This is a genomic window from Halomonas sabkhae, from assembly GCF_030409265.1.
GTDB lineage: Bacteria > Pseudomonadota > Gammaproteobacteria > Pseudomonadales > Halomonadaceae > Halomonas > Halomonas halmophila.
Map to the genome: position 1 here is coordinate 84932 of NZ_JAUFPM010000004.1, position 26102 is coordinate 111033.

The window sequence follows — 26102 nt, forward strand, 5'->3', positions numbered from 1 at the left end:
TGACCGATGCCCGCTGACCCTGGGACCGACCGTGGCGGGCCGGGTTCCGTCACTGGTATTGCGACGGGTCGATGGCCTTGCCCAATGATTTCTTGTCGACCCACCTGCCGGCCTTGGTCTCCTTGTAGCGCAGGACCACACGATCGCCGACCGACACCGGCAGCTCGGAGTCTTCGGTCTGATAGCTGTAGTGTTCGCCGTCCACGACCAGTTCGAAGCGATACAGGTCGGGCATGCCCAGCCACTCCTTGAAGGGCCCTTCGCGTTCCACCGATTGCAGTTCGCCGCGTGCTTCGAGCTTGGGCGCACGGCGCTGATTGCCGCGTCGGAATCCGCCTGCCATGGTGCTTCTCCAGAATGCTGTTGGGGGGAGGGATTATACGGAGCTGAGGCGCGCGCTCAAGCGACACGCCTCACTCACCGAAGGCTTCGCCATAGCTGTCCGGGGCCAGGTCCTCGAAGCGCGTGTACTTGCCGATGAACGCCATGTGGACGGTACCGATGGGCCCGTTACGCTGCTTGCCGATGATGACCTCGGCCAGCCCCTGGTTGTCGGGGTTGTCCGGGTTGTAGACCTCGTCGCGATAGACGAAACCGATGATATCGGCATCCTGCTCGATGGCACCGGATTCGCGCAGGTCCGACATCACCGGGCGCTTGTTGGGGCGCTGCTCCAGCGAGCGATTGAGCTGGGACAACGCCACCACCGGGCAGCCGAACTCCTTAGCCAGCCCCTTGAGAGAGCGCGAGATCTCGGAAATCTCGCCGGTACGATTCTCCGAGAAGCCGGGGATCTGCATCAGCTGCAGATAGTCGATCATGATCAGCGACAGATTGCCGTGCTCGCGCACCACACGACGCACCCGCGAACGCATCTCGTTGGGTGACAAAGCGGCAGTGTCATCGATGAACAGCTGCTTGTCCTTGAGCAGGTTGACCGCCGAGGTCAGGCGTGGCCAGTCCTCATCCTCCAGCTGGCCGGTGCGCACCCGCGTCTGGTCGATACGCCCCAGCGAGGACAACATGCGCAGCATCAGGGCCTCGGCGGGCATTTCCATGGAAAACACCATCACCGGCTTGTCACTGGAGATGACCGCATGCTCGACCAGGTTCATGGCGAAGGTGGTCTTGCCCATGGAAGGACGCCCGGCAACGATCACCAGATCGGACGGCTGCAACCCCGACGTCATGTCATCCAGGTCGCGGAAGCCGGTGGAGAGCCCGGTCATCTCGCCCTGCATGTTGAACAGCTCGTCGATGCGGTCCACGGCCTTGGTCAACAGGTCGCTCATGCCGATCGGCCCACCCGACTTGGGCCTGTCCTCGCTGATCTGGAAGACCAGTCGCTCGGCCTCGTTGACGAGCTCCTCGGAGGGCCGCCCCTGGGGAGCGAAGGCGCTCTCGGCCACCTGGTTGGCCGCCTTGATGAGTTTGCGCAGGATCGCCCGCTCACGCACGATATCGGCATAGGCGCGTATGTTGCTGGCCGAGGGCGTATTGCGCGCCAGTTCCGCCAGATAGGCCAGGCCGCCGACGGTATCCAGCTGATCCCGCCCCTCCAGTGCTTCGGACAGCGTGACCACATCCATGGGCCGCGCTTCTTCGGCGAGCTGGGCCATGACATTGAAGACCAGGCGATGCTCGTAGCGATAGAAGTCATTCGCTACCAGCCGGTCGGCAACATTGTCCCAGGCGGAATTGTCGAGCATCAGCCCGCCCAGCACGGATTGCTCCGCCTCCAGCGAATGCGGCGGCACCTTGAGGGCGGCCGTTTCCTGATCCAGCGCTTGCGGTTCATTCATGGTGGAATTCCTGACGGGTTCGGCACCGATATTCTACCCGAAGGGAGGCACTGACCTCATGCAGCGAAGGACGCCGCACGGCCTGCCACCCAGACCAGCAAAAATCGCCGGGTAAAAAAAGGGCGCGAGGTTGAACCTCGCGCCCCTGGACATCAACGCGGACGTCGATCGACGGGCTTACTCGCCCACGACCACAACGCGCACGGTGGCGCCGACTTCGGCATGCAGGTGCAGGTCGATGTCGTATTCACCGGTCTGGCGAATCGGGCCCAGCGGCATGCGTACTTCGCTCTTGGCCACCTCGATGCCGGCAGAGGCAATCGCATCTGCCAGGTCACGCGGACCAATGGAGCCGAACAGCTTGCCTTCGTCACCGCTCTTGGCGACCAGCGAAAGCTCGATGTCGTTGAGTTGCGCAGCGCGCGCTTCAGCTTCTGCCTTGCGCTCGGCGGCTTCCGCCTCGAGCTGGGCACGCTGGGCTTCGAAAGCCGCGATGTTGTCCTTGGTGGCCGGCACGGCGAGGCCGTAGGGCACCAGGTAGTTACGGCCATAACCGGGCTTGACGTTGACCTGGTCACCCAGACCGCCCAGCTTGCCAATCTTGTCGAGCAGAATGACTTCCATCTCGTTAACCTCTTGTCAGTTGCCGCTGCCGATTCGGGCGCGGATGTTCGCGAACGAATCCAGCAGGGCCACGAGCAGCACGATGAGAATCATGGGCCAGGTAAAGATGAGCATCACGTAGAAGACGCCCAGCCAGATCCCATGCATTCCCTTCAATCCAATAAAACCATGTACCAGGGCGATGCCGGCTATCAGCAGTGGTATCCAGATCAACATGCCGAGTCCCGGCATATCGAGCACGACACCGGCAACACCGACACCGAGCAATACCAGCAACTCACGCGGCGACAGTCGCAGGGCATGAAACTCCTCGCGAAAGCCCCCCGGATTGTACAACCCGGCCTGCCAGGAGCGAGCCAGGGCCAGACAGGCCACTGCCATCAGCAGTACGACCAGCCCGGTCACGCCACCCATCAGCAGATCGGCGAGTTCCCGGGTATCCACCCCCTGACTGGCCAGATCATCGAGCATGGTGGCGATCTGAGGCGCTCCCTGGCGCAGTTGCTCGAGTAGCGCCTCGGAACTGCCCGGCGGCGTGAAGCTACCTGCCTGAATCATCAGGGCGCTGCCCAGGGCACCCACGATCAGGGCTTCGCTCCAGCGCATCCGGGCGCGCAGCACCACGGCCATCAGGGTCACCAGCAGGATGCTGGAGAGTGGTACGACATCCCCCTGGCTCCACCACCAGCCCGCCGGGATAGCGGCGGCAATGATCACCGGCAGCGCCGATGCCAGCCCCTTGCGTAGCGTCATCAAGGCCGCAATGGCAGCACCCAGCCAGAACAGCCAGGGCACCACTGTGCTGACGGCCGCCCCGAGCATCGCCTGGGGCAGGCCCTGCATCAGCCATCGTGCGACAGGCAGCATCGAGCCGGTAACTTACTGGTGACTATCGGTGTAAGGCAGCAGCGCCAGGTAGCGTGCCCGCTTGATCGCGGTGGACAGCTGACGCTGATAGCGCGCCTTGGTACCCGTGATGCGGCTGGGAACGATCTTGCCGGTCTCGGTGACATAACCCTTGAGCGTGTCCAGATCCTTGTAGTCGATCTGCTTCACGCCTTCGGCGGTAAAACGGCAAAACTTACGGCGACGGAAAAAGCGTGCCATGTAAAGACTCCTTCAAACGTGCGACGGGTGGGCTCAGGCGGACTCGGCGGTGCGCTGCTTGTCGTCGCGGCGCGCGCGCTTGTCCTCGGCCGGCTTCATCATCGGTGAAGCTTCGGTGATGGCTTCCTTGCAGCGCACCACCAGGCTGCGAATGATGGCATCGTTGAAGCGGAAGATGTTCTCGATTTCCTCGAGGGTCTCGCCGCTGCACTCGACGTTCATCAGCACGTAGTGAGCCTTGTGGATCTTGTTGATCGGGTAGGCCATGTGGCGGCGCCCCCAATCCTCGAGACGGTGCACGGTGCCGCCGTTCTCGGTGACGAGGCCGGTGTAGCGCTCGACCATCGCCGGGACCTGCTCGCTCTGGTCCGGATGGACCATGAAAACGATTTCGTAATGACGCATGGGTTCTCCTTGCGGTTTGGCAGCTTCCGGTGGAGGCAGCAGATGCACCCAGAGGAAGCAAGGAGGTGATTTTCGAAAAAAACACGGTTCCCGCTCGACAGGCGAACGGGCGCAAGTATTTTATAGACTCGCTAGGATGAGCGCAACCGCAGGCCTCTGACATTGCCGAGCGGCCCGCCCGGTCACTGGTGGTGGTCGTCCCGGCGCTGCAGTGAAGCCTCGAGGCGAGCGATCTGGCCACTCAACTGGCGCACATCGTGGCGCAGGTCCTGCAGTTCGGCTTCCTCGCCCTCGCCGTTTTCCCGGTCGATGGCAGCACTCTCCTTCTGCATCACGTCCAGCACGATGCCGATCATCATGTTCAGGAAGATGAAGGCGGTCAGAAAGATGAAGGTCAGGTAATAGATCCAGCTCCAGGCATAAGCCTCCTGGGTGGCATACATGATGTCGGTCCAGTCCTCGAAGGTCGCGATTCGGAACAGGGTCAGCATCGCCGTGGCAATGTTGCCCCACAGATAGTCATCCACATCGACGAACAGAAAGCTGCCGATGGCGGCATAGATGTAGAAGATGATGAACATCAACAGCGCCACATAGCCCATGCGCGGGATCGACTTGACCAGGGCCGCCATCAGCATGCGCAGCTCCGGGATCATGGACACCAGACGCAATACCCGGAAGATGCGCAACAGACGCGCCAGCAGCACCATATCGGACCCGCCCAGCGGCACCAGGCTGGCCGTGACGATCAGGAAGTCGAAGACGTTCCAGCCCTGCTTGAAGAAGTCGCGCAGCCGCTTTTCCGCCGCCATGCGGATCACGATCTCCACCAGGAAGAAGACCGTCACCGCCATGTCCATGGCCAGCAGCCAATAGTGGAAGCGACCGGTTTCCGAGTAGGTCTTGGCCCCGACCAACAGGGCCGACACGATGATGATGGCGATCACCAGGATTTCGAAGATCTTGTTGGCGCGAATGCGCTCGAAGCGGTCGCGCCAGGTCAGCGCAGCGGTACTCATGCCGAACCATCGTCTCATCAGCTTTCCAGATCCACCTGACGATAACCGATCAGGTACAGCACGGCATCGAGCCCCAGGGTCGAGATGCTCTGACGCGCCTGCTGCTGCACCATCGGCTTGGCACGAAAGGCAATGCCGAGGCCGGCGGCGGCCAGCATCCTGAGGTCATTGGCACCATCGCCGACGGCGATGGTCTGTTCCATGGCAAGCCCTTCGCGCGCGGCGATCCCGCGCAGCAGCTCGGCCTTGCGCTCGGCATCGACGATCGGCTCCCGGACTTCACCGGTCAGCTTGCCGTTGTCGATGACCAGCTCGTTGGCGTGCACCTCATCGAACCCGAGGCGCTGCTGCAGATATTCGGCAAAGTAGGTGAAGCCACCGGAGAGAATCGCGGTGCGATAGCCCAGGCGTTTGAGGTGATGCATGAGACGCTCGACACCATCCATGAGCGGCAGGTTCTCGGCGATGTCGGCCAGCACCGACTCATCCAGCCCCTCGAGCTTGGCCATGCGCTCGCGAAAGCTCTGCTGGAAGTCCAGCTCGCCGCGCATGGCACGTTCAGTGACCGCGGCCACCTCATCGAAGACACCATGCCGCCGCGCCAGTTCGTCGATGACCTCGGCCTGGATCAGCGTCGAGTCCATGTCGAAGCACACCAGGCGTCGATGGCGGCGCCAGATCGAGTCCTCCTGCAGGGCGATATCGATGCCATGCACGGCCCCCAGCGCCAGCGCCTTCTCGCGCAGGGCCTCGATATCCACCTCATCGCCGCGCAGCCAGCACTCGACACAGGCGCCATGGGGCGGCGTTTCACCATCCAGGGGCTCGCGGCCGGAGAGCCGGTGGATCAGCTCCACGGTCAGCCCCTGCTCGGCCGTCAGCAGGCCGACCTCGGCCAGGATGCCGGCCGGCAGACGCGGCGCCAGCAGGGTCATGATCAGACGCGGCTGGCCACTCTGCACGCTCCAGCGATGATAATCCTCGGCACTGACCTGCACCGCCTGGACATCGAGCCCCAGCTCGCTGCCCGCCGCGGTGAGCGCCCCCTCCAGATCGGCCTCGTGATCCAGGCCCACCAGCGCCTCCAGCGACAGCATGCCGAAGGTCACGCTCTGGTTGATATCCAGCAGCCGCGCCCCGCTACTCGCCAATGCCCGGCCCAACCCGGCCAGCTGGCCGGGGCGCGCGTTACCCGTCGCACGGATCAAGACTCGTCGTGTCATGTTACTCCCAGAAAGAAGAAGGAAGAGCGGCGCTACGCGCCTGGAAGAAGAAAGAAAGCACTATAACCCACCTCCTGTCTTCCCTCTTCTACCTTCCCTCTTCCGCCTCAAGGCGGTCGACCTTCTGCAGGCCTCTGGGCAGCTTGCTGCCGCGGCGCCCGCGCTCACCTCGATAATAGTCCAGCTCGCTGGCCTTGAGGGTCAGCTTGCGCTTGCCGGCGTGCACTACCAGGGCCTGGCCGGGGCCGAGCAGCGCCAGGTCGCGCAGGAATTCCTCGCGACGGGCCGCACGCGCGCCCGGAATATCGATCATCTTGTTGCCCTTGCCCTTGGCCATCTCGGGCAGTTGCTCCAGCGGGAAGACCAGCAGGCGGCCCTCGTTGGACACCGTGGCGACACTGATCCCCTCGCCTTCCGGCACCTGGATCGGTGGCAATACGTTGCAGCCCTTGGGAACCGTCAACACGCCCTTGCCGGCCTTGTTCTTGCCGGTCAGCGATTCCAGCGCGGCGACGAAGCCGTAGCCGCCATCGGAACACAGCACATACCGCGCTGTCGGCGGGGCCAGCATGACGCCGGCCATGTGCGCCCCGGCCGCCACATTGACGCGGCCGGTCACGGGTTCGCCCTGACTGCGCGCACTGGGCAGGTTATGGGCGGCCAGGGTGTAGGCGCGCCCGGTGTCGTCGAGCAGCACCAGCGGCTGGTTGGTCTTGCCGCGGGCCGCCAGCGCGAAGCGATCCCCCGCCTTGTAGGAAAGCCCCGACGGATCGATGTCGTGGCCCTTGGCGCTGCGGATCCAGCCCTTCTCGGAGAGCACCACCGTGACCGGGTCGGCCCCGATCAGCTCGACCTCGGACAGTGCCCTGGCCTCCTGACGCTCGACCAGGGGCGCCCGACGCGCATCACCGTACTGCTCGGCGGCCTCGCGCAGCTCGCGCTCGATCAGGTCGGTCAGCGCCGCCTCGTTGCCCAGCAGTTCCTTGAGGTGCTTGCGCTCTTCCTCGAGATCGTCCTGCTCGCCACGGATCTTCATCTCTTCGAGCTTGGCGAGGTGGCGCAGACGCAGCTCGAGAATGGCCTCGGCCTGACGCTCGCTCAGCCCGAAGGCCTGGATCAGGGCCGGCTTGGGCTCGTCCTCCTCACGGATGATACGGATGACCTCATCGATATTGAGGTAGGCCGTCAGCAGGCCCTCGAGGATGTGCAAGCGGTCCTCGACCTTGCCCAGACGATGCTCGAGACGCCGACGCACCGTGCTGCGCCGGAAGTCCAGCCACTCGCCGAGCATGCCGGCCAGCGACAGCACACGCGGCCGGCCATCCAGGCCGATCACGTTCATGTTGACGCGAATGTTCTTCTCGAGGTCCGTGGTGGCGAACAGATGCGCCATCAGGGATTCGACATCGACCCGGTTGGAACGCGGCTCGATGACCAGCCGCGTGGGCTCCTCATGGGTGGACTCGTCGCGCAGATCGGCAACCATGGGCAGCTTCTTGGCCTGCATCTGCCCGGCGATCTGCTCGAGCACCTTGGCGCCGCTGACCTGATAGGGCAGCGCGGTGATCACCACATTGCTCTCTTCACGCGCGTAACGTGCCCGCACCTTCACCGAGCCACGACCGCTCTCGTAGGTCTTGCGCAGCTCTGCCGCCGGCGTGATGATCTCGGCCTCGGTGGGGAAATCCGGCCCCGGCATGTGCGCCAGCAGGTCGACGGTGGTCGCCTCGGGCTGGCGCAGCAGATGACAGGTGGCCTCGACCACCTCATGGACATTGTGCGGCGGAATATCCGTCGCCATGCCCACCGCGATGCCGGTCCCGCCATTCAGCAGCACATGCGGCAGGCGCGCCGGCAGTACCACGGGCTCGCTCATGGTGCCGTCGAAGTTGGGCGCCCAGTCCACGGTGCCCTGCCCCAGCTCGCTGAGCAGCACCTCGGAGAACTTCGACAACCGCGCCTCGGTATAGCGCATGGCGGCGAAGGACTTGGGATCGTCCGGGCTGCCCCAGTTGCCCTGGCCATCCACCAGCGGATAGCGGTAACTGAAGGACTGCGCCATCAGCACCATGGCCTCGTAGCAGGCGCTGTCACCATGCGGGTGAAACTTGCCCAGCACATCGCCGACGGTCCGCGCCGACTTCTTGTACTTGGCGCTGGCACTCAGCGACAGCTCGCGCATGGCGTAGATGATGCGCCGCTGCACCGGCTTCATGCCATCGCCGATATGCGGCAAGGCGCGGTCGAGGATGACGTACATCGAATAATCGAGATACGCCTTCTCGGTATACTCGCGAAGGGACAGACGCTCGACGTCGCCCTCCGCCACCTGGATATCCATGGTCATGGGTTCTGGGCCCTATCTGCCATCAGGAGAAAAACACAGTCAGAAGAGGGAAGATCGGCGCTTCGCGCCTTGAAGAAGGAAGAACCCCTAGACTCTCTTCCCTCTAACCTCGTATTTCTTCCCTCTTACGTCTTCCTTCTTCTCTCTTACACCTCGATCTCCGCGAGGTTGCCGTAGTCTTCGAGCCAGCTCTTGCGGTCGGCGGCGCGTTTCCTGGCCAGCAGCATGTCCATCATCTCCAGGGTGCCGTCGTCGGCTTCGCGGGTCAGCTGCACCAGGCGCCGGGTCTCGGCGGCCATGGTGGTCTCGCGCAGCTGCAGCGGGCTCATTTCGCCGAGGCCCTTGAAGCGCTGAACATTGGGCGTGCCGCGCTTGCCTTCGAGGCGGCGCAGGATCGCGGCCTTCTCGCTTTCGTCCAGGGCATAGAAGACTTCCTTGCCGAGGTCGATGCGATACAGCGGCGGCATCGCCACATAGACATGGCCGGCATCCACCAGCGCCGGGAAATGGCGCACGAAGAGGGCACACAACAGGGTGGCGATGTGCAGGCCGTCGGAGTCGGCATCGGCGAGGATGCAGATCTTGTGATAGCGCAGCTTGTCGCGATTGTCACTGCCGGGCTCCATGCCGATGGCCACGGCGATGTCGTGCACTTCCTGGGAGCCGTAGATATCCTGGCCCTCGACTTCCCAGGTATTGAGGATCTTGCCGCGCAACGGCAGGATCGCCTGGGTCTCGCGCTGACGCGCCTGCTTGGCACTGCCGCCGGCACTGTCGCCCTCGACCAGGAACAGCTCGCTGGCTGCCGGGTCCTGACCACTGCAATCGGCCAGCTTGCCGGGTAGCGCCGGCCCGGAGGTGACCTTCTTGCGCGCCACCTTTTTGGCACTCTTCTGGCGGCGCTGAGCGGCGCTGATCACCAGCTCGGCCAGGGCCTCGCCCTGATCGACGTGATGGTTGAGCCACAGCGAGAAGGCGTCCTTGACGACCCCGGAGACGAAGCCGGAAACCACGCGGGACGACAGGCGTTCCTTGGTCTGGCCGGCGAACTGCGGCTCCAGCATCTTCACCGAGAGCACATAGGAGACGCGCTCCCAGAGATCCTCGGCGGTCAGCTTGACGCCCCGCGGCAGCAGGCTGCGGTATTCACAGAACTCGCGCAGCGCCTCCAGCATGCCGGCCCTCAGGCCGTTCACGTGGGTCCCGCCGAGCGGGGTGGGGATCAGGTTGACGTAGCTCTCCAGCAAGGGTTCACCACCCTCGGGGAGCCACTGAATGGCCCAGTCCACGGCCTGCTCGTCGTCGGCGAAATGACCCACGAAGGGCGCGGCCGGCAGGACCTCGTAGCCATCGGTCGCCTGGGACAGGTAGTCGCGCAGGCCGTCCTCGAACTGCCAGACACTCTCGGTACCATCGGCTTCGACCAGGGTCACCTTGAGCCCCGGGCAGAGCACCGCCTTGGCCCGCAGCAGGTGCTTGAGGCGCGGCAGCGAGAGTTTCGGCGAATCGAAGTAGCTGACTTCCGGCCAGAAGCGCACCAGGGTGCCGGTCGCTCGCTTGGCCACCGAGCCGATCACCGACAGCTCCGAGGCCTTCTCGCCATGCTCGAAGGCCATCTGGTGGCGGCTGCCATCCTTGAGCACCTCGATCTCGAGGCGCCGGGAAAGCGCATTGACCACCGAGACGCCGACACCGTGCAGGCCGCCGGAAAAGCGATAGCTGGAGGCCGAGAACTTGCCGCCGGCATGCAGCTTGGTCATGATCAGCTCGATACCCGAGACACCATGCTGCGGATGGATATCAATGGGCATGCCGCGGCCGTCGTCGCTGACCTCGACACCGCCATCCTCGAACAGGCGAACCGTGATCACCCCGGCATGGCCACCCAGCGCTTCATCGACACTGTTGTCGATGACCTCCTGGATCAGATGGTTGGGGCGCGACGTGTCGGTATACATGCCGGGACGCTTGCGCACGGGCTCGAGCCCGGCAAGCACCTCGATGGAACTGGCACTGTACTGTGTCATGCATCACCCGGACTGGTTAGGGTCATTTGGTTCCTTCCTCAACGCTGTGGCCCGCTCCGCGGACAGGGCGTGACCGCCATGGGCCATTATGGCCGGCAGATAATCCGCCAGCGCACTGAAGCCGTGATCACCCCCGGGGTGCAGGATGGTGCGCGCGCCCCGGTACAGCTGCCAGGCATCCTGCGGCGCCAGCGTGGCGTCGGCGGTGCCCAGCAACAGCAGATAGCGCCAGGGCGAGACGGATGCCGGGGTCATGGCCGCCAGTGCTCGACGATGGGCGTCCTCCACCCGAAAGTGCTCACCAGTGTAAGGGTTGACGTGGGGCCTGCCGACCCAGTCGGCCACCAGCCGCGCCGGCGCCACGGCCGGATTGATCAGCGCGGCCGTCAACTCATGGCGTTCGGCCAGCACGCTGGCCAGAAAGCCCCCCATGGAACTGCCCACCACCATGGGCGCCGCCCCCAGCCCGGCAAGCTCGGCCTCGGCCCGGGCCAGGGCCTGGTCGGGCCGGTGAGGCAGGTCCGGCGTTGCGCACGGCAGTGACAGGCCTTCACAGGCCTCGCGCACCAGGGCGGCCTTGGGCGAGGCACTGCCACTGTTGAAGCCGTGCAGATAGAGCACACCACTGGCGGTCGGCAAAGCGGGCATGGCATTCAGCATACGCGAAAAACTGTATATATGGCCAGCATGAAAGATCCGCGCCGGAGGCTCCAGGCGACCGGGTTCACGACTCTGCCGCCCAGACGGCCTCGATCAATCCGCGGGTGGAATCATCCATGCCATCGATGCCGGCCTGGTGCTCCAGAATGCGGCGCGTTTCGCCGGCCAGGGTCTTGCCCAGCTCGACGCCCCACTGGTCGAAGGGATTGATATCCCAGATGGTCGCCTGCACGAAGACCTTGTGCTCGTAGAGCGCCACCAGGGCGCCCAGGGTGCGCGGTGTCAGACGGTCGAGCAGCAGGGTGCTGGAGGGCTGATTGCCGGCATAGCGCTTGTGGCCCGGGCGCGGCCCGTCCTCGTCGAGCGCCGCATCGCCCAGCATCAGAGCCCGCGACTGGGCGAAACAGTTGGCCAGTGTCAGACGATGCTGGCTCATCAGGTGGTCCCGGGTCGCCGGGTCGTCCACATCGTCATAGCGCACCCGGGGTGCGATGAAGTCGCAGACTACCGACTGGGTGCCCTGATGCAGCAGCTGATAGAAGGCGTGCTGGGCATTGGGACCGAGCTGCCCCCAGAGCACCGGGCAGGTCGAATAGTTGACCGGCTCGCCATCATGGTCGACCGACTTGCCGTTGGACTCCATTTCCAGCTGCTCGAGGTAGGCCGCGAAGTATTCCAGCCGGCCATCATAGGGCAGGATCGAATGGGCCCGGATATCCAGGAAGTTGACATTCCAGATACCCGCCAGCGCCAGCAGCACCGGCAGGTTGTCGCCCAGCTCGGCCTCGCTGAAGTGTCGGTCCATGTCGTGCGCGCCGGCGAGCAGCTCGCGGAAGTTGTCCATGCCGACGACCAGGGCGATGGGCAGCCCGATGCCACCCCAGAGGGAATAGCGTCCGCCGACCCACTCCCAGAACTCCAGTTGGTGCGCATCATCGATGCCCCACTCGCGCATCTTCTCGGGGCTCGCCGAGACACCGATGAAATGCTGACGCATCAGCAGCGACTCGTCGACGCCCTCCTCGCGGTCGCTGCCCAGCAGCCGCGCCTTCAGCCAGTCCCGCGCGGTCCGCGCATTGGTCAGGGTATCGATGGTCGTGAAGGACTTGGACGACAGCACGAAGAGCGTCGTCTCCGGGTTGAGGCGACCCAGGTAGTCGGCGAGTTGCGAGCCATCCATGGTCGAGGCGAAATGCACATCGATGTGGTAATGCCCCTGCGGGCGGTAATCCGCCAGCGCATGCGTGACCATCAGCGGACCGAGGTCGGAACCGCCGACGCCCAGGTTGACTACATCGCGGATCGGCTTGCCCGTGGCACCGCGCCACTGACCGGCGTGGAAGCGCTCGACCATGCGCTGCATGCGCTCCAGGGTGTCATGCACCGAGGCCACCAGGTCCTCGCCTTCCACCTCGAGCCTGGCGTCCGCCGGCAGGCGCAGGGCGGTGTGCAGGGCGGGCCGATTCTCGCTCAGGTTGAGGCGCTCGCCGGCCAGCAGGCCGCGGATCGAGTCCTCGACACCGGCTTCCCTGGCCAGGTTCAACAACAGCTCCAGGGTCCGGCTGTCCCAGCGCTGCTTGGACAGATCCAGCGTCAGGCCGGCCGCCTCGCGGCTGAAATCGGCAAAGCGTGCCTGATGGCCGGCGAACAGCTCGCGCAGGTGACGCTGCCCCATGCCCTCGGCATGCTCGGCCAGCGCTCGCCAGGCCTCCCTGTGTTCCACGGGGCATTGGCTCATCAATCCACTCCTGATCGTCCTGTGTGCAGCCTGCGGCAGGGAAGCGTAGAATGACGGGCTTCCAGCCCAACGCTTCGACCTTCCCATGAGTAATGCATCTTACCGTGACGGCATCTTTTCGACACCCCTGGACAGAGTCGCACGCTTTTCCTTCGATGAACGCGTGGTCGCCTGCTTCCCGGACATGATCCGTCGCTCCGTGCCCGGTTACGGGCAGATCCTGGCCATGCTGGGGCCGCTGGCCCAGAGACATCTGCGTCATGGCGGCCACGTCCATGACCTGGGCTGCTCATTGGGCGCCGCCGGCCTGGCCCTGGCCGGCCAGCTGCCGCCCGATGCCTTCCGCTATACCGGCATCGACCTGTCGCCGGCCATGGTCGAGCGTGCCAGCCAGACCCTGCGCGAGGAATGTCCCGCCCATGACATGACGGTGATCGAGGACGATATCCGCCGGCATGCCTTCGAGGCCTCGGGCATGATCCTGCTCAACTTCACCCTGCAGTTTCTCGCCCCGGAGGATCGCGACAGCGTCATCGCCCGCCTCTACGAGGCACTCGAGCCCGGCGGCGTGCTGATCCTGTCCGAAAAGATCGTCGCCGATGACGAACAGGACAATGCCTGGCTGGTCGAGCGCTACCACGACTTCAAGCGCGCCAATGGCTACAGCGACCTGGAAATTAGCCAGAAGCGCACCGCCCTGGAAAACGTCCTGGTGCCGGACACCCTGGCGGCCCATCATGCCAGGCTCGCGGACGCCGGCTTCAGCCGTTCGTTGACCTGGTTCCAGTACCTGAACTTCGCCGCTTTGATCGCCTTCAAGGAGGCCTGATGTCGACCCGCCACGACGTGCACCGCCCGCTGTACCAGGCCTTGCTCGATCAGCGACTCGACCGCTGGCTGGCCAGACTGCCCGAACAGCTCGACCAGGCCCTCGACCCCAAACGCCATGGCGACCTGCCGGCCTGGGAAAAGGCCGTGGCCAAACTGCCGGCACTGCCCGAGCCGCGGCATGTGGCGCTCGATGCCGACAGCGTGACGGTGGACTGCGAGCTCGATGCCAGCCGGCAGCGCCAGTGCGAGAATCTGTTACGCGCCCTGGCGCCCTGGCGCAAGGGTCCCTACCGACTCGGTGGCGTCAGCATCGACAGCGAATGGCGTTCGGACTGGAAGTGGCAACGCCTGGCGCCTCACCTGGCACCACTGGAAGGTAGCCGCGTGCTCGACGTGGGGGGCGGCAACGGCTACCACGCCTGGCGCATGACCGGTGCCGGTGCCGCCTTCACCCTGGTCATCGACCCTTCGCCGCGCTTCTTTTGGCAGTTTCAGGCGGTACGCCATTTCATCGGCGACGCGGATCAGGGGCGCACCCATTTCCTGCCGGTGGGTATCGAGGCGGTACCGGAGAACCTGGCGGCATTCGATACCGTCTTCTCCATGGGCGTGCTCTATCACCGCCCCTCGCCCCTCGAACACCTGCTCCAGCTCAAGGCGGCCCTGCGACCGGGCGGCGAGCTGGTGCTGGAAACCCTGGTGGTGCGCGGCGACGCCACCACCGTGCTGCTGCCGGGCGAGCGTTACGCCGCCATGCCCAATGTCTACTTTTTGCCGTCCTCCGCCGCGCTGATGGGCTGGCTGGAACGCTGCGGCTTCGAGAATGTGCGCGTCGTCGACGAGGCCGACACCCGGCTCGACGAGCAGCGCTCCACCGACTGGATGACCTTCCAGTCCCTGACCGACTTCCTCGACCCGCGGGATCCGAGCCTGACCCGGGAGGGCCATCCGGCGCCACGCCGCGCCATCATCCTGGCCAACCGTCCCGGCTAGGCAGTGCTGCGGCGGCTCAAGGCAGCGGGACGCGCACCACCCGGGTCGACACGGCTCCATTGGCGGCAGATGGCGGCAGGTCGATGATGCGAAAGCCCGGCCGGGCTCCGGCGTCGACGGCAAAGGCCCGGGAGCCGGGCAGGAACTGGTCCGAGGTCGACGGACAGGCATGCACCGGCACCTCTCCCCGGGGTAGCGCCTGTCGCGTATCAACGGCCTGGTGCACATGACCACAGAAGATCGCCGCGACCGGCTCATGCGCGGCCAGCACCTCCCAGAACTCGGCTGCATCGACGAGCCCCAGGGCATCGATCCAGGCCGAGCCGACCGCCAGCGGCGGATGGTGCATGGCCACCAGGGGCGCTCGCTGGCTCCTGCTCAGCTCGGCATCCAGGGCGGCAAGCCGTTCGGGGCCCAGGTGACCGTGCGCCGCGCCGACCACCTGGGTATTCAGCAACAGCATGTCGACCGCCCCCAGTTCGACCCGAGCCTGCGGCGTCTGAAACTGCTGCATCAGGGCGGGCACATCATGATTGCCGGGCAGCCAGTACCAGGGGCATTCCAGACGCGCCAGTTCTCGCTCCGCCAGCACATAGGAAGCCCGGCTGTCGTCCTGGCTGATATCGCCCGTGACCAGCAGCATGTCCGGCTGATAACGGGCCACCTCATCGAGGACTCGACACCATTGGCGATAGGGGTTGCCGGTTCTGGAACGTGCCGCGGGGGCGGCGTGCAGGTGACAGTCGCTGACCTGGATCAGGCGCATCAGGGCAATTCGGGAATATCGATGGCATGACCATGCGCCAGGCCGTGATCCAGCCATTCACCGAGAAACCGGTTGAGCTGGAGCTTTTCGTCGGGCTGGTGCATGCGTGCATTGGGATAGCGATAACGGCCATCGAAGTGCCGCTGGCGCTGGAAGTCGTTGACCTCGGCCATGCGCACATCGTGGTAGAGGTGCACCCGCATGCGCGGCGTTTCCAGCAGCGAATCCAGCACACCGCGCTGGGAGACGCGGACGATGCTGGTATAGGGCGCGCGTTCCAGGAGTTCCAGGCAGAGGATGCCCAGGCGCTTGCCCTGGCCGAGCAGCTCGTATTCGCGGGTCTCGCCGGCCTCCATATCGCCCAACAGGCGCATCAGGCGCACGAAGTTGGCCGTGCACTCCCCCTGGAGGTCCTTCAGATCGGTGACATAGGCACTTTTCGACACGCTATCTCCTTGCTCTGAGTGAAGCTCGTCGCGCGGCCAGCCAGTGGAAACCGATCAGGCACATGGCGTTATCGAGCCGCCCCGCCTGGAGCAGTTCCCAGCAACGCGGGAATGATAGCACATGCACGCGAATATCCTCGTGCTCCTCGGCCAGGCCGTGCACACCGCCCAGGCCACGGCTGTCGATCAGTCCGCAGAACAGGGTCACCTGCTCATCGCAGGCCCCGGGACTGGGATAGTAGGTGTGCACTTCATGCAGTTCGCCGACGCTGCAGCCGGCTTCCTCCATGGCCTCGCGACGCGCCACCTCGGCGGCCGTCTCGCCCGGCTCCACCAGGCCGGCGACGCACTCGAGCTTCCAGGGCGAGACGGGGTCATCGATGGCCCCGGCACGGAACTGCTCGACCAGCACCACGGCGTCACGCTCGGCATCATAGAGCAGCACGCCCACCGCATCATGGCGATGATGCACCTCGCGGGTCATGGTCGCGCTCCAGCCGCCCTCGAAGAGGCGGTGGCGCAACCTCAGGGCATCCAGACGAAAGAACCCCTGGTAGAGATAGCGCCGCTCGAGGAGGTCGACATCATCGGCGTCGAACGCCGCACTGGCCGATGCATGATCCTCATCCGCTGCCGACATGGGGCCTCCGCTAGTGGCAAAAAGGCCATTATCGGGACCATGCAGGGACTTCGGCAAGCAGAAGGCGACACTGGCCCGGTTATTTCAGTTCATCGACCAGCCCCGCCGACCTCTCGCGCAGGGTCTCATCCCAGGCCGTCACACTGGCGCGCGCCTCGCCCTCCCGGGCCTGCCGCGCATGCTCGAGCGCCTGCGCATCACGCCCCTCGTCTGCGAGGAAGACCGCATAATAGTAATGGGCGGCGATGCCTTGCGGCTGCAGCTCCAGGGCGCGCTGGAACATGGCCTCGGCCGTCTCGTCATCGCCGAAGGCCACCGGCCAGCCCGGCGCCCGGGCATAGAGTGCCCCCAGGGTGACATGCGCCGAGCCCTGCCGGCCCTGGGGATCCAGCTCGATGGCACGTTCCAGCACACGCCGCGCCTGTTTGGCAGGGCCCAGCGCATCGAGCCCGCCGGTTTCGCGCGCCAGCGAGGCCAGAATAATGCCCTGATTGATCAGGACCTCGCTGACATCCGGGTTGGCCTGTGCCAGAGCCGCTGCCTCTTCTGACAGGGTCGACAGGGCGTCGGCACGCCGGGACTGTGCCATATCGGTGGATATATGCTCCCAGCGCCGCGTTTGCGCAAAGACCTCCTCCTGCCAGGCATGGGCCAGGGACGACATCCCCAGACAAAGGCAGATTGCGACGGCAAGCCACAGGCGTTGGCGCATGATGAGCTCCTCGAGAAGGGTTGGAGAGATATGGTTGGCAAGACCTTCAGAATGAAATGTAACGAACGTTTGAATTATTCGCCAGTCGCCGCTTCTCTGTTACTGCCACCATGACGTGACCTCTGGCCCGGCGGCGCATGAATTGCCTGGCGTCCACGCATGACGTATGTTGCGGCTTTCGAGATACCCTGGACCACCCTGCACGTGCACGAGGCGCGATCCATGAAAGGCCGCAACATGACCCGCTGGCGCGACCCCGCCAAGGACCCGCGCCAGGAACCCAAGAGCAACCTGATCACCGCCGAGGGCGCTCAACGCCTGCGCGGCATTCTCGACCACCTGTCCCGCGTCAAGCGCCCCGCCCTCTCCACCAAGGTAGGCGAGGCCGCCGCGCTCGGCGACCGTAGCGAGAACGCCGATTACACCTACAACAAGAAAGAGCTCAACCGGGTCATCGCCCGCATCCGCTATCTGACCAAACGGCTCGACGAGCTTCAGGTGGTGGACCGCCTGCCGGCCGACACCCGGCGCATCTTCTTCGGCGCCTTCGTGACGCTGGAGGATGAAGAAGGCGAAACCATGCAGCTACGCATCGTCGGCCATGACGAAACCGATACCGACAAGCACTGGATCAGCGTCGATGCCCCGCTCTCCAGGGCGCTGCTGGGCAAGGGGCTGGATGACGAAGCCACCGTCGCCGCCCCCGGCGGGGAAACCACCTACCTGATCACCGCCATCGAGTATCGCGACCCGCAGGCGGGTAGCTGAAAGCTGGAAGGAGCGAAGCGACGCTCTTTCAGCTTGGCCCGGGCGCAGCCCGGCGCTTCACGGCACGATAGACGCGGAAGCGCTGGTCATCCGCCAGGATCTCGAAGCCGCCGAAGGCCCGCTCGAGCAGGTCCGGATATGGCAGGAAGGCATTGGCGACCATCAGCAACTGGCCACCGGGTTCCAGATGCTCCGGGGCCTCGGCAATCAGGCGGCCGGCCGGGCCATGGTCCACGGCACGTTCCTGGTGAAAGGGAGGATTGCTGACGATGGCCTGGAAGCGTCGATCCCCGAGACCCGCATACAGATCGGCATGGCACACTTCACCCACCAGGTCGTTGGCGGCCAGTGTGCGTCGTGTGGCCTCGACCGCGAAGCCATTGACGTCCACTGCCGTGACCGTCAGCCCACGACGCGCCAGCCAGGCCGCCAGAATGCCATCCCCGCATCCCATGTCGAGGACCGCCCCCTGTTCGGGGAGGCAGGCATCAAGCTGTGACAGCAGCAGACGAGTGCCGTCATCCAGCTTGCCGTGCCCGAAGACCCCGGGGTGGCTGACCAGGTCAAGGCCCGCCGCCTCGAACTGCTGCCAGGCGGCATCCGGGTCGATCCCCACGCGATCCAGCTGAGACGCAAACAGGCTGCAGCGCCGCGCACTGTCGAGCTTGCGGCAGCCCAGGCCGAGCGCCGCCAGCACCTTCAAGACGCGCTTGATACCACCCTGATGCTCGCCCACCACCTGCAGTGGCGTGCCCGGCTCGAGCCGGGCACACAGCCACAGCAGCCACCACTCACCGAGGGCATGCGCCTTGGGCCAGAACAGCACCACGCCGGCAGGCGCGGGCAGATCCTCGGCAAAGGGGCCACCGGCCACCCCGCCCTGCGTCTGCCAGTCGTGCAACCGCACCCGGTCGGCCGACAGCAGGTGCCCGCCGGCACTCTCGAGCCAGCTGTCTCCGGGCGGGCCGACCCATAACCAGTCACGGTAATCCGTCGACTGACGTTGGAGAAGCTGGCAGACAGGGGTTTCGGCCTTCATCGATCATCGTCCTCGTCACGCGCGGGAACCAGGGTGTACAACAGATAGCGTCCCAGACGCCAGTAGGGTTCGTCACGGCAGTAACGCCATTCCAGCTCGAGCAGTCGCTCGTCCATCCCGGCCGTCTCGACGGGCTGTTGCAGATAGTCGTCGAAGACCCGGATGCCGGCGTGGTGTGTCACCCTGAGCCCGCTCTCCTCGGCCCAGCGCATCACCTCCGCGTGACGCACCGGCGAGATGGGCGTCAACCGCTTGCCCTTGCCCAGGCCGGCGAGCCGGTCATCCATGACACGCTCCAGATTGCCCTTGAGCACATTCGAGAAACGCAGTGCATCATGATTGAAGACCATCAGCGACAACTGGCCATTCGGGGCGAGCAGGCCGGCCAGGGTCGCCAGGGCAGCTCGCGGATCGGCCATCCACTCGAGCACGGCGTGACAGGTCACCAGCGGCCAGGGGCCCGGCGCCTGTTCCGGCAGAGCCTGAAGCGGCAGGGCCCGCAACGCGACATCCGTGTCGGCGAGCGCCTCGCCAGCCCGTTCGAGCATGTCCCGGGCCGGTTCGCAGAGCGTGACCGGGTGGCCACGCCGGGCCAGCCAGCCGGATAGCTGGCCGAGACCGCCGCCGACATCCAGCGCCGGCTGCGACCGCAGTGCCAGCATCTCGGGCAGCAGGCGCTCCAGCAATGCCAGACGCAGGGCCCCTCGACGCTTGGCATAGAGGCTATTGGCAAACTTGTCGGCCATGCCATCGAAATGGCGATCACCGTGGGCTGAGAAGGTCGGCTCGATGACGGTCATGCTCGACGGATAAGTGTGGCGGCATTCTAACCTGAAAATCTCCGCGACACTCAGAGGGTGTTTACAAACTCCTGTGCTCGGCCAGGGCTATCGGGTTTATCTCGGCGCATCGGCCGCTTATACTACGCACCGGCTCACCAGGCCCCGCCCTCTTAGCTCAGCAGGATAGAGCAGCCGCCTCCTAAGCGGCAGGTCACTGGTTCGAATCCAGTAGAGGGCGCCATCTACCTCACCCCCGGATGACTACCCCATCCCGCCCCGCTCGCTTGGCTTCATAGCATGCCTCATCGGCGCGCTGCATGATGCTGCTGATGCGCTGGTCCGAGCCCTCGAAGCATGTCACGCCAATACTCAGGGTCACACTGAATGCCTGTCCCTGGTGATAGACCCTCAACCGGCGGATGGCCTCACGCAGTGAGTCGGCAATGCGCCGGGCCTGCTCGACGGTGCAGCTCGGCAACAGCACGGCGAACTCGTCACCGCCCTGACGCGCCGCGTGATCACTGCGCCGGATGGCCCGCTTCAGCTCCCGGGCCACCCGGCACAGCATGTCATCCCCCAGGGCGTGGCCGCCGATATCATTGATGGGCTTGAAGCGGTCCATGTCGAATACCATCAGCACCGAGGGCGTCCCCATCTTGCGCCAGTCGGCCAACGCCTCCTCGAGGCGGCGCTCGAGGCCGCGCCGATTGAGCAGTCCGGTCAGCGGGTCATGCTCCGCTTCCCACTGGCGCAACGCTTCTTCCTCGCGACGTTGGGTAATGTCCTTGACCGTGCCGACGAAGCCGAGATGGCCGTCCTCGGACGATACTCGCCTGGCATGCACTTCGAGCCACAGCACCTCGCCCTTGCGGTGCCAGTAGCGATACTGCTGCAGGAAGTCCTCGCCGCTCAGCAGGCTATGCTGCCACAGGTCCTGCATGGCCTGACGGTCATCCGCGTGTACACGATTCAGCCAGGCCATGGGGTTGGTCGCGATTTCCTGGTAACCGGTCAGCTCCACCAGCGCTGGGTTGACATAGGAAATGGCGCCACCGGGCTCGGTCACGAAAATCCCGACCGGGGAAGACGACAGGATGGCATCGAGAAACGCCTGACGTTCTCGGGAGCGCGCCAGGGCCTGCCCACGCTCGACCTCGACGCGATTGAAGGTAGAGGCGACACGCTGCAGCTCCTGCATGCGCGTGGCCAGGGCCACCTGGGTGCGCTTGCCGGCCCCGATCTCGCCGATCTGCCGTTCCAGCCGATACAGGGGACGCAGGGACAGCCACACCAGCCAGCCCATGACAGGCATCATCAAGCCCGCCACCAGCAGGGCCCACCAGCCGAGCCGGCCGACTCTCTGCAGCAGGGGGGAAAGCACCTGATCGCGGGGCAGGACCACGCTGACGATCCAATCGGCCGGCCATATCTGACGATACGCCTGGTAGCCCAGTTCACCGCTGGGCAGCTCACCGAGCACTTCCCCTTCCCAGCCAAACAGTGACAGCCTGGCCCAGGGGTTGGCCCGAGCATCGGGCACCTCGGCAAGGATGCGCGAGCGATCCGGGTAGTAGAGGACCTGACCCGAGGACGTCATGACACTGGCGAAACCCTCGAGGCCCAGGCGAATGCGCGACAGGCGGTTGAAGAGACCACCATCGCGGATATTGACGATGCCGCCAACCATTCCCTGGAAGTTGCCGGCAACGTCCAGACGCGGCACGACGAAGACGACCAGCGACTCCTGGCTCGCTCGCCCACGGAAGGGCTCGCTGACATGAGGGGACTTGAACGCCTCGAGGTGCTGAAAATACTCGTGACCCGAGACATCCAGCCCGACACGACCCTCGACATTGGGCCAGTCGGCCAGGACCTGGCCTTCGCCATCGACGACGAAGAGCCCCTCGAACCATTCGAGCAGGGCGTCACTGTCCCGCAGCACATCACGTGACTGGCTCGCCGAAGCCTCTAGCGGCACCCGCCCCGCCAGGCGCTGCAGTGCCGACAACCGCGAGTTCACCTGCTGAGTGAGCTCGTCGGCAATCAAGCGCGCTTCATAACGCAGATGAGTACGACTCGAGTCACCCGCCAGCGTCTCGGCCGAACGCCAGCCGAAGCCCAGCAACAACGCCAGCACGACCGCCCAGGTGACGAACAGCCCGAGCAGCAAACGCCCCTTGAGGGACAGGGCACCATGCAGATAGCGGGTGAAGGGTGCTGACACTTGAGCTCCTCGCGTGCCGGCACTGGCGGCTCTCGTAGCGCCTCAGCGGCCACGACGCAGCATCAGTTGGCGAAGGGGATAGTGACGAAGATATTAGCCGAACACGTGACAATGCAAGCTGTCACGTGCTCATCGGCTCATCCGGCCACGCTCTCAGCGCCGATTCAACTGCTCGACCTTGAGCTCGTAGTTGTTGGGACCCGTGTGGGCCGAACCGAACTTCTGGCCCTGCACATTGATGGTGTAGCGCCCCGGCTGCAGCACGGTTTCCATGTCGACATCGCCATCGAAGCCTTCCCCGGCCCCCTCGGCCACGACATTACCGGCTTCGTCGAGCACATCCAGGGTCAGCCGATAGGTATCCTCGGCACCCGGCGGATAGGTGGATGTCTCGATGGAGATCGTGCCAGCTTCGGCCACGTCGAAGGTCAGCGCCTTGCCGCTGGCCCGGATCTTGACGTCGGTGACGATGGTCTCGAAGCTTTCCTGCCCGGCAGCCTGCTGACGCTCATCAGCGGAGGCATCCTGCGCTCCGCCGGACGATGCCGCCGCGCCGCTCGCTGCAGCCCCGGCAGTCGACGCCTCGCCGGCAGACGCGCTATCCCCGCTGCGCACCGTCGCCACGGCATCATCGCCTCGCACGAAGACGGACTTGCCGCCGGAGCGATTCTCGCCGATGAACTGGATATCACCACCGTCGTCGACGGCATCCTCGACACGCTGGCCGCGTTCGTTCAGACCCGCGACATCGATGGAATAGGCATCCCCGGCCTTGCCCCGGGTACCGAAGCGCTGGGCCTCGACCCGCAGTGTATAGTCCCCCGGCTCGAGCTCGGCCTGCATTTCAAGGCCACCATTCTGCCCCAGGGCCTGCGAACGCGTGATCTCCTGGCCCTGATCATTCAGCAGCACGGCGGCAATGCGGTAGTCATCGGCATAGCCGGCGGTCACATCGCTGGTGAAGGCATAGGTACCCGCCTCATCGACGGTAAAATCATGCTCGTTGACGCCCCCGAACAGGAAGCTGCGGCTATAGGCATCGGTCTCCGGCTGCAGGTAGCCGGTCAAGTCCATCTGCTTGCCTTCTTCCCGGAAACGGTCCTGCATCTCGCTGGCCCAGGTCGGTGCCGCCACCAGGCTCAGCCCCAGGGTAAGCAAACCCGCGGTTAGGATCGGCTGTTTCATGGAACCTCGCTTGCCTCATTCTCGCCCAATGAAAAAAGCCGACCCCGGGGGATCGGCTTTCGTTGTTCAACCCTTCGGGCAGGTCTCCCTGCAAGAGGGGTTTAGAACATGTAGGTCACGCCCACACCAACGCCGTCGTCTTCGTCGTTCTCTTTGTCATAGAGCGCGGCTTCGGCCCAAGTGTACATGGAATCAGAGATGTTGTAGGTCGCGCCAACGATAACCTGGTTGTAGGTCTCGTCACGCTCCTGCTCGTCCTGCAGGGTCTCACCCAGTTCGTTGGTGAAGTCTTCTGCGCCCACATCGACATACTGATAGGCACCATAGATGTCGCCATTGCCATAGCCATAGCGGGCACCCAGGCCATAGAAGTTGGTGGAATCGACACCATCAACATCGGACTCGAAACGCTCGAGCTTCAGAGCCACACGCAGGCTATCCATGCTGTACTGACCGGTGATGCCGTAACGGTCGCCGAATTCCTGACCGGCATTGATGGCAGCAGCAGAGCGAACCTCGTAGTTGTCGAGGTTGTCGTACATGGCGGCCACGGAGAAGTTGCCGGCCGTGTACTTGGCGCCACCGAAGACGGAGGCGTTGTTATCACCGGAAAGGTTTTCCGCTTCGGCATCACCCTTGAACTGAGTACCGATGGCCATCTCGAGACCGCTGAAGGACGGCGAGACATAGGTCAGCTGGTCGGTCTGGATGGCGCCGCCCAGGCCAGCATAGCTGGTGGAGTCGCTGACATCGAAGCCTTCGTTGTTGGTCACCGGATCCTGGATCCAGTCATCGAAGAGGTCATCATAGGAACCCAGCTTGACATCACCGAAGTTGCCCTTCATGCCGACGTAGGCGGTGTCACCACCGTCCTGACGCGGGCCAGTGGCCATTTCGTCGGCGTTGATATCGTCGATTTCCAGCTTCATGTAGCCGGTCAGGCCATCATAGATGACATGCTCGGCGGCAAAGCCGAAGGTGGTGCCGTTATCGGTCAGCTGGGTGTCATACTCGCCGTTGCCACCCTTGGTGCTGTAGACGGCCAGCTGGATGTTGCCGTAGACGTCCAGCTTGGTGCCGTCCTGATTGTAGACGGTAGCTGCCTGGGCGCCGGAGGCAACCATGGCACCGGCGATGGCAGTCGCTAACAGTGTCTTTTTCATTGCAGTATTCCTTATGACTAGCTTGCTGTTTCGATCGATGCTGCGTTTTGCAGCCGGCTTGCCTGTCAGGTACCGGTTCTCGTTGCTGCATGAATCCTCATGGAGGGCAGCATGCGAGCCGGACCACGGCCAAGCCTTGTTATATTCCAATGCTCGCAGGGACAACTTTATACCGGGATCAGCGAGAGCGCAACAAGAAAAAAACACTGTTTTCTTTCTCTGCACAAAAAATCCCGCATTTTCCCCGCGAAACTGGCCGGACGCCATCCCGGCGGGCCTGCCGTCGCACATCGGGAAGAGCCCGAGGCTCTGATATCGATGCGGCACAAGGTGCATCATGCATGGCCGAGATGACGCTTTCAAGTCACGCAGACGACCCGCGCACCCTTCAGCGGCTCGTGCCGTCCGCGTTGTGGCGAGCCATCAACTCGCCGAGCTTGCGCTGCATGCGGCTATCGGCGGGCTCATCGGCCTGGGCGGATGACATCGCCTGGCTCGACGTGTCCGCAGACGACTTCATTGAATCCGTTTCCCGGGTCTGGTCACTCGCCCCTCCCTGATGACCGGCATTGCTGGCCTCTTTCGGGTCGCGAGAATCCCGTTGCTGCACCTTCCCGCCGCCGGCACTTCTGCGCGGAGTCGCACGCCGCGAGGCCTTGGCACTGCTGCGCCGGGCGGATTGCAGGCGCTCGAGCTTCTTGCGGGCATGCTCGGCGGCACCGCCATCGACCTGCCCTCCAGGCGCGCCATCCAGATCGATGCGCTCGGCGCCTTCGCGCACCGACTTGAGATAACGCGGCAGGTTGACGTAACAGGCAAGGGCCCGCCGCACCAGCTTTTCCGGCCAGGCTTCGCGGGCTGTCAGGGCTTCATGAATGCCCACCTGCAGCGGGCGCGTGTGCCCCTTGAAGAAGGCCTCGGGATAGCGCTGATACCATTGCTCGAGCAACGCCTGGGGAGACGGCGCCTCATCGATGCTGGGCAGCGTTTCCTGCTGGTCCTGTTCCGACGGCCCCTCGACGACTGCGGCAGGCTCATCGGCAGTCTCCGGCACTTGATCCTCGCTCTCTGCCGGCTCGGAGTCGGCATTGCCAGCCTCCTGAAACGGCTTGTGCCGCTGCCCCATCAGGGCCGAAAACCCCTGGGCGCGACGGCCACGCCGTTGAAAGAAGGGACTGACCTCATGCTCCCCGGGGTCATCGCGTTCGGCACGCAACTGCCGATTGTGGGATTCGAGCTCGCGGTTCTGCTCGTCCAGCTCGCGATTTTCCTCGAGCAACTCCATCCCCGAGGCTTCGGCATCGGCCAGACGGTCCTGCAACTCGGTCAGTTGTTGTGCCAGCGTATCGCGCTCATCGGCCCGCTCCCTGGCCTCGGCTATCAGTTCGGCGTTACGCGCTTCCAGAGCCTGTCGCTGGTGCTCCAGTTCATCGAGCCGCGCCACCATGGTCGCACGCTGGCTGCGCGCCTCATGCAGCGCCTCCAGCAGGGCCTCGGCGCGCCCTTCCAGCGCCACCATCAAGCGCGTTGAACGTTCCTCGATCAATTCCTGATCCTCCAAGTGCGCCTTCCTGAACACGCCGCGGGCTTCTCCAGCGCCC

Annotated in this window: 25 protein-coding genes and 1 tRNA gene; 4 read left to right on the forward strand and 22 right to left on the reverse strand. The window is 64.6% G+C overall.

Features of this window, described 5'->3' with window-relative positions; all coding sequences use genetic code 11:
• Positions 1-49: 49 nt before the first annotated feature.
• From QWY79_RS03185 to pgi, 12 genes are all read right to left on the reverse strand, one after another.
• Complete coding sequence (locus QWY79_RS03185; RefSeq protein ID WP_290269850.1) at positions 50-343, reverse strand: hypothetical protein; 294 nt, start codon at positions 341-343, stop codon at positions 50-52.
• A gap of 70 nt (positions 344-413) precedes the next feature.
• Positions 414-1802: a replicative DNA helicase gene (gene dnaB / locus QWY79_RS03190; RefSeq protein ID WP_290269852.1), complete on the reverse strand. Its 1389-nt coding sequence runs from the start codon at positions 1800-1802 to the stop codon at positions 414-416.
• Positions 1803-1979: 177 nt separating this feature from the next.
• Positions 1980-2426 (reverse strand): 50S ribosomal protein L9, encoded by a 447-nt coding sequence (gene rplI / locus QWY79_RS03195; RefSeq protein WP_141317333.1) that lies wholly within the window; start codon positions 2424-2426, stop codon positions 1980-1982.
• Positions 2427-2441: 15 nt separating this feature from the next.
• Positions 2442-3293 (reverse strand): hypothetical protein, encoded by an 852-nt coding sequence (locus QWY79_RS03200; protein WP_290269856.1) that lies wholly within the window; start codon positions 3291-3293, stop codon positions 2442-2444.
• 12 nt (positions 3294-3305) lie between these two features.
• Entirely contained in the window at positions 3306-3533 is a 228-nt protein-coding gene (gene rpsR, locus QWY79_RS03205) for a 30S ribosomal protein S18 (protein ID WP_141317331.1), read from the reverse strand.
• 33 nt (positions 3534-3566) lie between these two features.
• A complete protein-coding gene (gene rpsF, locus QWY79_RS03210; protein ID WP_141317330.1) occupies positions 3567-3938 on the reverse strand; it encodes a 30S ribosomal protein S6 in 372 nt (123 codons plus the stop codon).
• A gap of 182 nt (positions 3939-4120) precedes the next feature.
• Complete coding sequence (locus QWY79_RS03215) at positions 4121-4957, reverse strand: ion transporter (RefSeq protein ID WP_290270067.1); 837 nt, start codon at positions 4955-4957, stop codon at positions 4121-4123.
• Positions 4958-4974: 17 nt separating this feature from the next.
• Entirely contained in the window at positions 4975-6180 is a 1206-nt protein-coding gene (gene serB, locus QWY79_RS03220) for a phosphoserine phosphatase SerB (RefSeq protein ID WP_290269861.1), read from the reverse strand.
• 88 nt (positions 6181-6268) lie between these two features.
• Positions 6269-8527 carry a DNA topoisomerase IV subunit A gene (gene parC, locus QWY79_RS03225; RefSeq protein WP_290269862.1) on the reverse strand — a complete coding sequence of 753 codons (2259 nt, stop codon included), beginning with the start codon at positions 8525-8527 and terminating at the stop codon, positions 6269-6271.
• 146 nt (positions 8528-8673) lie between these two features.
• Positions 8674-10554 carry a DNA topoisomerase IV subunit B gene (gene parE / locus QWY79_RS03230; RefSeq protein WP_290269864.1) on the reverse strand — a complete coding sequence of 627 codons (1881 nt, stop codon included), beginning with the start codon at positions 10552-10554 and terminating at the stop codon, positions 8674-8676.
• Between the two features lie 3 nt (positions 10555-10557).
• The gene (locus tag QWY79_RS03235; protein WP_290269866.1) at positions 10558-11202 is read right to left on the reverse strand and encodes a YqiA/YcfP family alpha/beta fold hydrolase; all 645 of its coding nucleotides are present in this window, start codon (positions 11200-11202) and stop codon (positions 10558-10560) included.
• Positions 11203-11278: 76 nt separating this feature from the next.
• On the reverse strand, positions 11279-12952 hold the full coding sequence (gene pgi / locus QWY79_RS03240; protein WP_290269869.1) for a glucose-6-phosphate isomerase: 1674 nt from the start codon (positions 12950-12952) through the stop codon (positions 11279-11281).
• Positions 12953-13037: 85 nt separating this feature from the next.
• Here pgi and cmoA point away from each other — a divergent pair, with 85 nt between their 5' ends.
• Together cmoA and cmoB are read left to right on the forward strand one after the other, a co-directional pair.
• Positions 13038-13781: a carboxy-S-adenosyl-L-methionine synthase CmoA gene (cmoA, locus tag QWY79_RS03245; RefSeq protein ID WP_290269870.1), complete on the forward strand. Its 744-nt coding sequence runs from the start codon at positions 13038-13040 to the stop codon at positions 13779-13781.
• Positions 13781-14776, forward strand: coding sequence for a tRNA 5-methoxyuridine(34)/uridine 5-oxyacetic acid(34) synthase CmoB (gene cmoB / locus QWY79_RS03250; RefSeq protein WP_290269872.1), 996 nt, complete (start codon positions 13781-13783; stop codon positions 14774-14776). Before cmoA ends, cmoB begins: the two co-directional genes overlap by 1 nt.
• A gap of 16 nt (positions 14777-14792) precedes the next feature.
• Here cmoB and QWY79_RS03255 read toward each other — a convergent pair whose 3' ends face one another.
• The 4 genes from QWY79_RS03255 to QWY79_RS03270 form a co-directional block, all read right to left on the reverse strand.
• Positions 14793-15542 (reverse strand): metallophosphoesterase, encoded by a 750-nt coding sequence (locus tag QWY79_RS03255; RefSeq protein ID WP_290269874.1) that lies wholly within the window; start codon positions 15540-15542, stop codon positions 14793-14795.
• Positions 15542-15988 (reverse strand): DUF1249 domain-containing protein, encoded by a 447-nt coding sequence (locus QWY79_RS03260; RefSeq protein WP_290269876.1) that lies wholly within the window; start codon positions 15986-15988, stop codon positions 15542-15544. Before QWY79_RS03260 ends, QWY79_RS03255 begins: the two co-directional genes overlap by 1 nt.
• 1 nt (position 15989) lies before the next feature.
• Positions 15990-16628 (reverse strand): NUDIX domain-containing protein, encoded by a 639-nt coding sequence (locus QWY79_RS03265; protein WP_290269878.1) that lies wholly within the window; start codon positions 16626-16628, stop codon positions 15990-15992.
• Positions 16629-16707: 79 nt separating this feature from the next.
• The gene (locus QWY79_RS03270) at positions 16708-17340 is read right to left on the reverse strand and encodes a TRAP transporter TatT component family protein (protein ID WP_290269880.1); all 633 of its coding nucleotides are present in this window, start codon (positions 17338-17340) and stop codon (positions 16708-16710) included.
• 222 nt (positions 17341-17562) lie between these two features.
• Here QWY79_RS03270 and greB point away from each other — a divergent pair, with 222 nt between their 5' ends.
• Positions 17563-18108, forward strand: a complete 546-nt coding sequence (gene greB, locus QWY79_RS03275; protein ID WP_141317317.1) for a transcription elongation factor GreB — start codon at positions 17563-17565, stop codon at positions 18106-18108.
• A gap of 28 nt (positions 18109-18136) precedes the next feature.
• Here greB and QWY79_RS03280 read toward each other — a convergent pair whose 3' ends face one another.
• Entirely contained in the window at positions 18137-19147 is a 1011-nt protein-coding gene (locus tag QWY79_RS03280; RefSeq protein WP_290269881.1) for a methyltransferase, read from the reverse strand.
• Entirely contained in the window at positions 19144-19947 is an 804-nt protein-coding gene (locus tag QWY79_RS03285) for a methyltransferase domain-containing protein (protein ID WP_290269882.1), read from the reverse strand. The genes QWY79_RS03280 and QWY79_RS03285 overlap by 4 nt, the downstream gene beginning before the upstream one ends.
• A gap of 146 nt (positions 19948-20093) precedes the next feature.
• Between QWY79_RS03285 and QWY79_RS03290 the strand changes: the two genes are divergently transcribed.
• Positions 20094-20170, forward strand: a tRNA-Arg gene (locus tag QWY79_RS03290).
• Between the two features lie 6 nt (positions 20171-20176).
• Here QWY79_RS03290 and QWY79_RS03295 read toward each other — a convergent pair.
• The 4 genes from QWY79_RS03295 to QWY79_RS03310 all read right to left on the reverse strand — a co-directional run bounded on the left by QWY79_RS03295 (position 20177) and on the right by QWY79_RS03310 (position 26062).
• The gene (locus tag QWY79_RS03295; RefSeq protein WP_290269883.1) at positions 20177-22153 is read right to left on the reverse strand and encodes a sensor domain-containing diguanylate cyclase; all 1977 of its coding nucleotides are present in this window, start codon (positions 22151-22153) and stop codon (positions 20177-20179) included.
• A gap of 153 nt (positions 22154-22306) precedes the next feature.
• The gene (locus QWY79_RS03300; RefSeq protein WP_290269885.1) at positions 22307-23338 is read right to left on the reverse strand and encodes a hypothetical protein; all 1032 of its coding nucleotides are present in this window, start codon (positions 23336-23338) and stop codon (positions 22307-22309) included.
• Positions 23339-23439: 101 nt separating this feature from the next.
• A complete protein-coding gene (locus QWY79_RS03305; protein ID WP_290269887.1) occupies positions 23440-24501 on the reverse strand; it encodes a porin in 1062 nt (353 codons plus the stop codon).
• A gap of 388 nt (positions 24502-24889) precedes the next feature.
• The gene (locus QWY79_RS03310) at positions 24890-26062 is read right to left on the reverse strand and encodes a ProQ/FINO family protein (RefSeq protein ID WP_290269889.1); all 1173 of its coding nucleotides are present in this window, start codon (positions 26060-26062) and stop codon (positions 24890-24892) included.
• Positions 26063-26102 lie beyond the last annotated feature (40 nt).

What these genes read in the sequence shown, in the direction of transcription:
- QWY79_RS03185 (WP_290269850.1), bottom strand. Translation starts at nt 343, where the DNA reads ATGGCAGGCGGATTCCGACGCGGCAATCAGCGCCGTGCGCCCAAGCTC.
- parC (WP_290269862.1), bottom strand. Translation starts at nt 8,527, where the DNA reads ATGACCATGGATATCCAGGTGGCGGAGGGCGACGTCGAGCGTCTGTCC.
- QWY79_RS03305 (WP_290269887.1), bottom strand. Translation starts at nt 24,501, where the DNA reads ATGAAAAAGACACTGTTAGCGACTGCCATCGCCGGTGCCATGGTTGCC.
- greB (WP_141317317.1), top strand. Translation starts at nt 17,563, where the DNA reads ATGAAAGGCCGCAACATGACCCGCTGGCGCGACCCCGCCAAGGACCCG.
- QWY79_RS03200 (WP_290269856.1), bottom strand. Translation starts at nt 3,293, where the DNA reads ATGCTGCCTGTCGCACGATGGCTGATGCAGGGCCTGCCCCAGGCGATG.
- serB (WP_290269861.1), bottom strand. Translation starts at nt 6,180, where the DNA reads ATGACACGACGAGTCTTGATCCGTGCGACGGGTAACGCGCGCCCCGGC.
- QWY79_RS03265 (WP_290269878.1), bottom strand. Translation starts at nt 16,628, where the DNA reads ATGTCGGCAGCGGATGAGGATCATGCATCGGCCAGTGCGGCGTTCGAC.
- cmoB (WP_290269872.1), top strand. Translation starts at nt 13,781, where the DNA reads ATGTCGACCCGCCACGACGTGCACCGCCCGCTGTACCAGGCCTTGCTC.
- pgi (WP_290269869.1), bottom strand. Translation starts at nt 12,952, where the DNA reads ATGAGCCAATGCCCCGTGGAACACAGGGAGGCCTGGCGAGCGCTGGCC.
- cmoA (WP_290269870.1), top strand. Translation starts at nt 13,038, where the DNA reads ATGAGTAATGCATCTTACCGTGACGGCATCTTTTCGACACCCCTGGAC.
- QWY79_RS03270 (WP_290269880.1), bottom strand. Translation starts at nt 17,340, where the DNA reads ATGCGCCAACGCCTGTGGCTTGCCGTCGCAATCTGCCTTTGTCTGGGG.
- parE (WP_290269864.1), bottom strand. Translation starts at nt 10,554, where the DNA reads ATGACACAGTACAGTGCCAGTTCCATCGAGGTGCTTGCCGGGCTCGAG.
- rplI (WP_141317333.1), bottom strand. Translation starts at nt 2,426, where the DNA reads ATGGAAGTCATTCTGCTCGACAAGATTGGCAAGCTGGGCGGTCTGGGT.
- QWY79_RS03255 (WP_290269874.1), bottom strand. Translation starts at nt 15,542, where the DNA reads ATGCGCCTGATCCAGGTCAGCGACTGTCACCTGCACGCCGCCCCCGCG.
- rpsF (WP_141317330.1), bottom strand. Translation starts at nt 3,938, where the DNA reads ATGCGTCATTACGAAATCGTTTTCATGGTCCATCCGGACCAGAGCGAG.
- QWY79_RS03215 (WP_290270067.1), bottom strand. Translation starts at nt 4,957, where the DNA reads ATGAGTACCGCTGCGCTGACCTGGCGCGACCGCTTCGAGCGCATTCGC.
- QWY79_RS03285 (WP_290269882.1), bottom strand. Translation starts at nt 19,947, where the DNA reads ATGACCGTCATCGAGCCGACCTTCTCAGCCCACGGTGATCGCCATTTC.
- QWY79_RS03280 (WP_290269881.1), bottom strand. Translation starts at nt 19,147, where the DNA reads ATGAAGGCCGAAACCCCTGTCTGCCAGCTTCTCCAACGTCAGTCGACG.
- QWY79_RS03300 (WP_290269885.1), bottom strand. Translation starts at nt 23,338, where the DNA reads ATGAAACAGCCGATCCTAACCGCGGGTTTGCTTACCCTGGGGCTGAGC.
- QWY79_RS03235 (WP_290269866.1), bottom strand. Translation starts at nt 11,202, where the DNA reads ATGCCCGCTTTGCCGACCGCCAGTGGTGTGCTCTATCTGCACGGCTTC.
- dnaB (WP_290269852.1), bottom strand. Translation starts at nt 1,802, where the DNA reads ATGAATGAACCGCAAGCGCTGGATCAGGAAACGGCCGCCCTCAAGGTG.
- rpsR (WP_141317331.1), bottom strand. Translation starts at nt 3,533, where the DNA reads ATGGCACGCTTTTTCCGTCGCCGTAAGTTTTGCCGTTTTACCGCCGAA.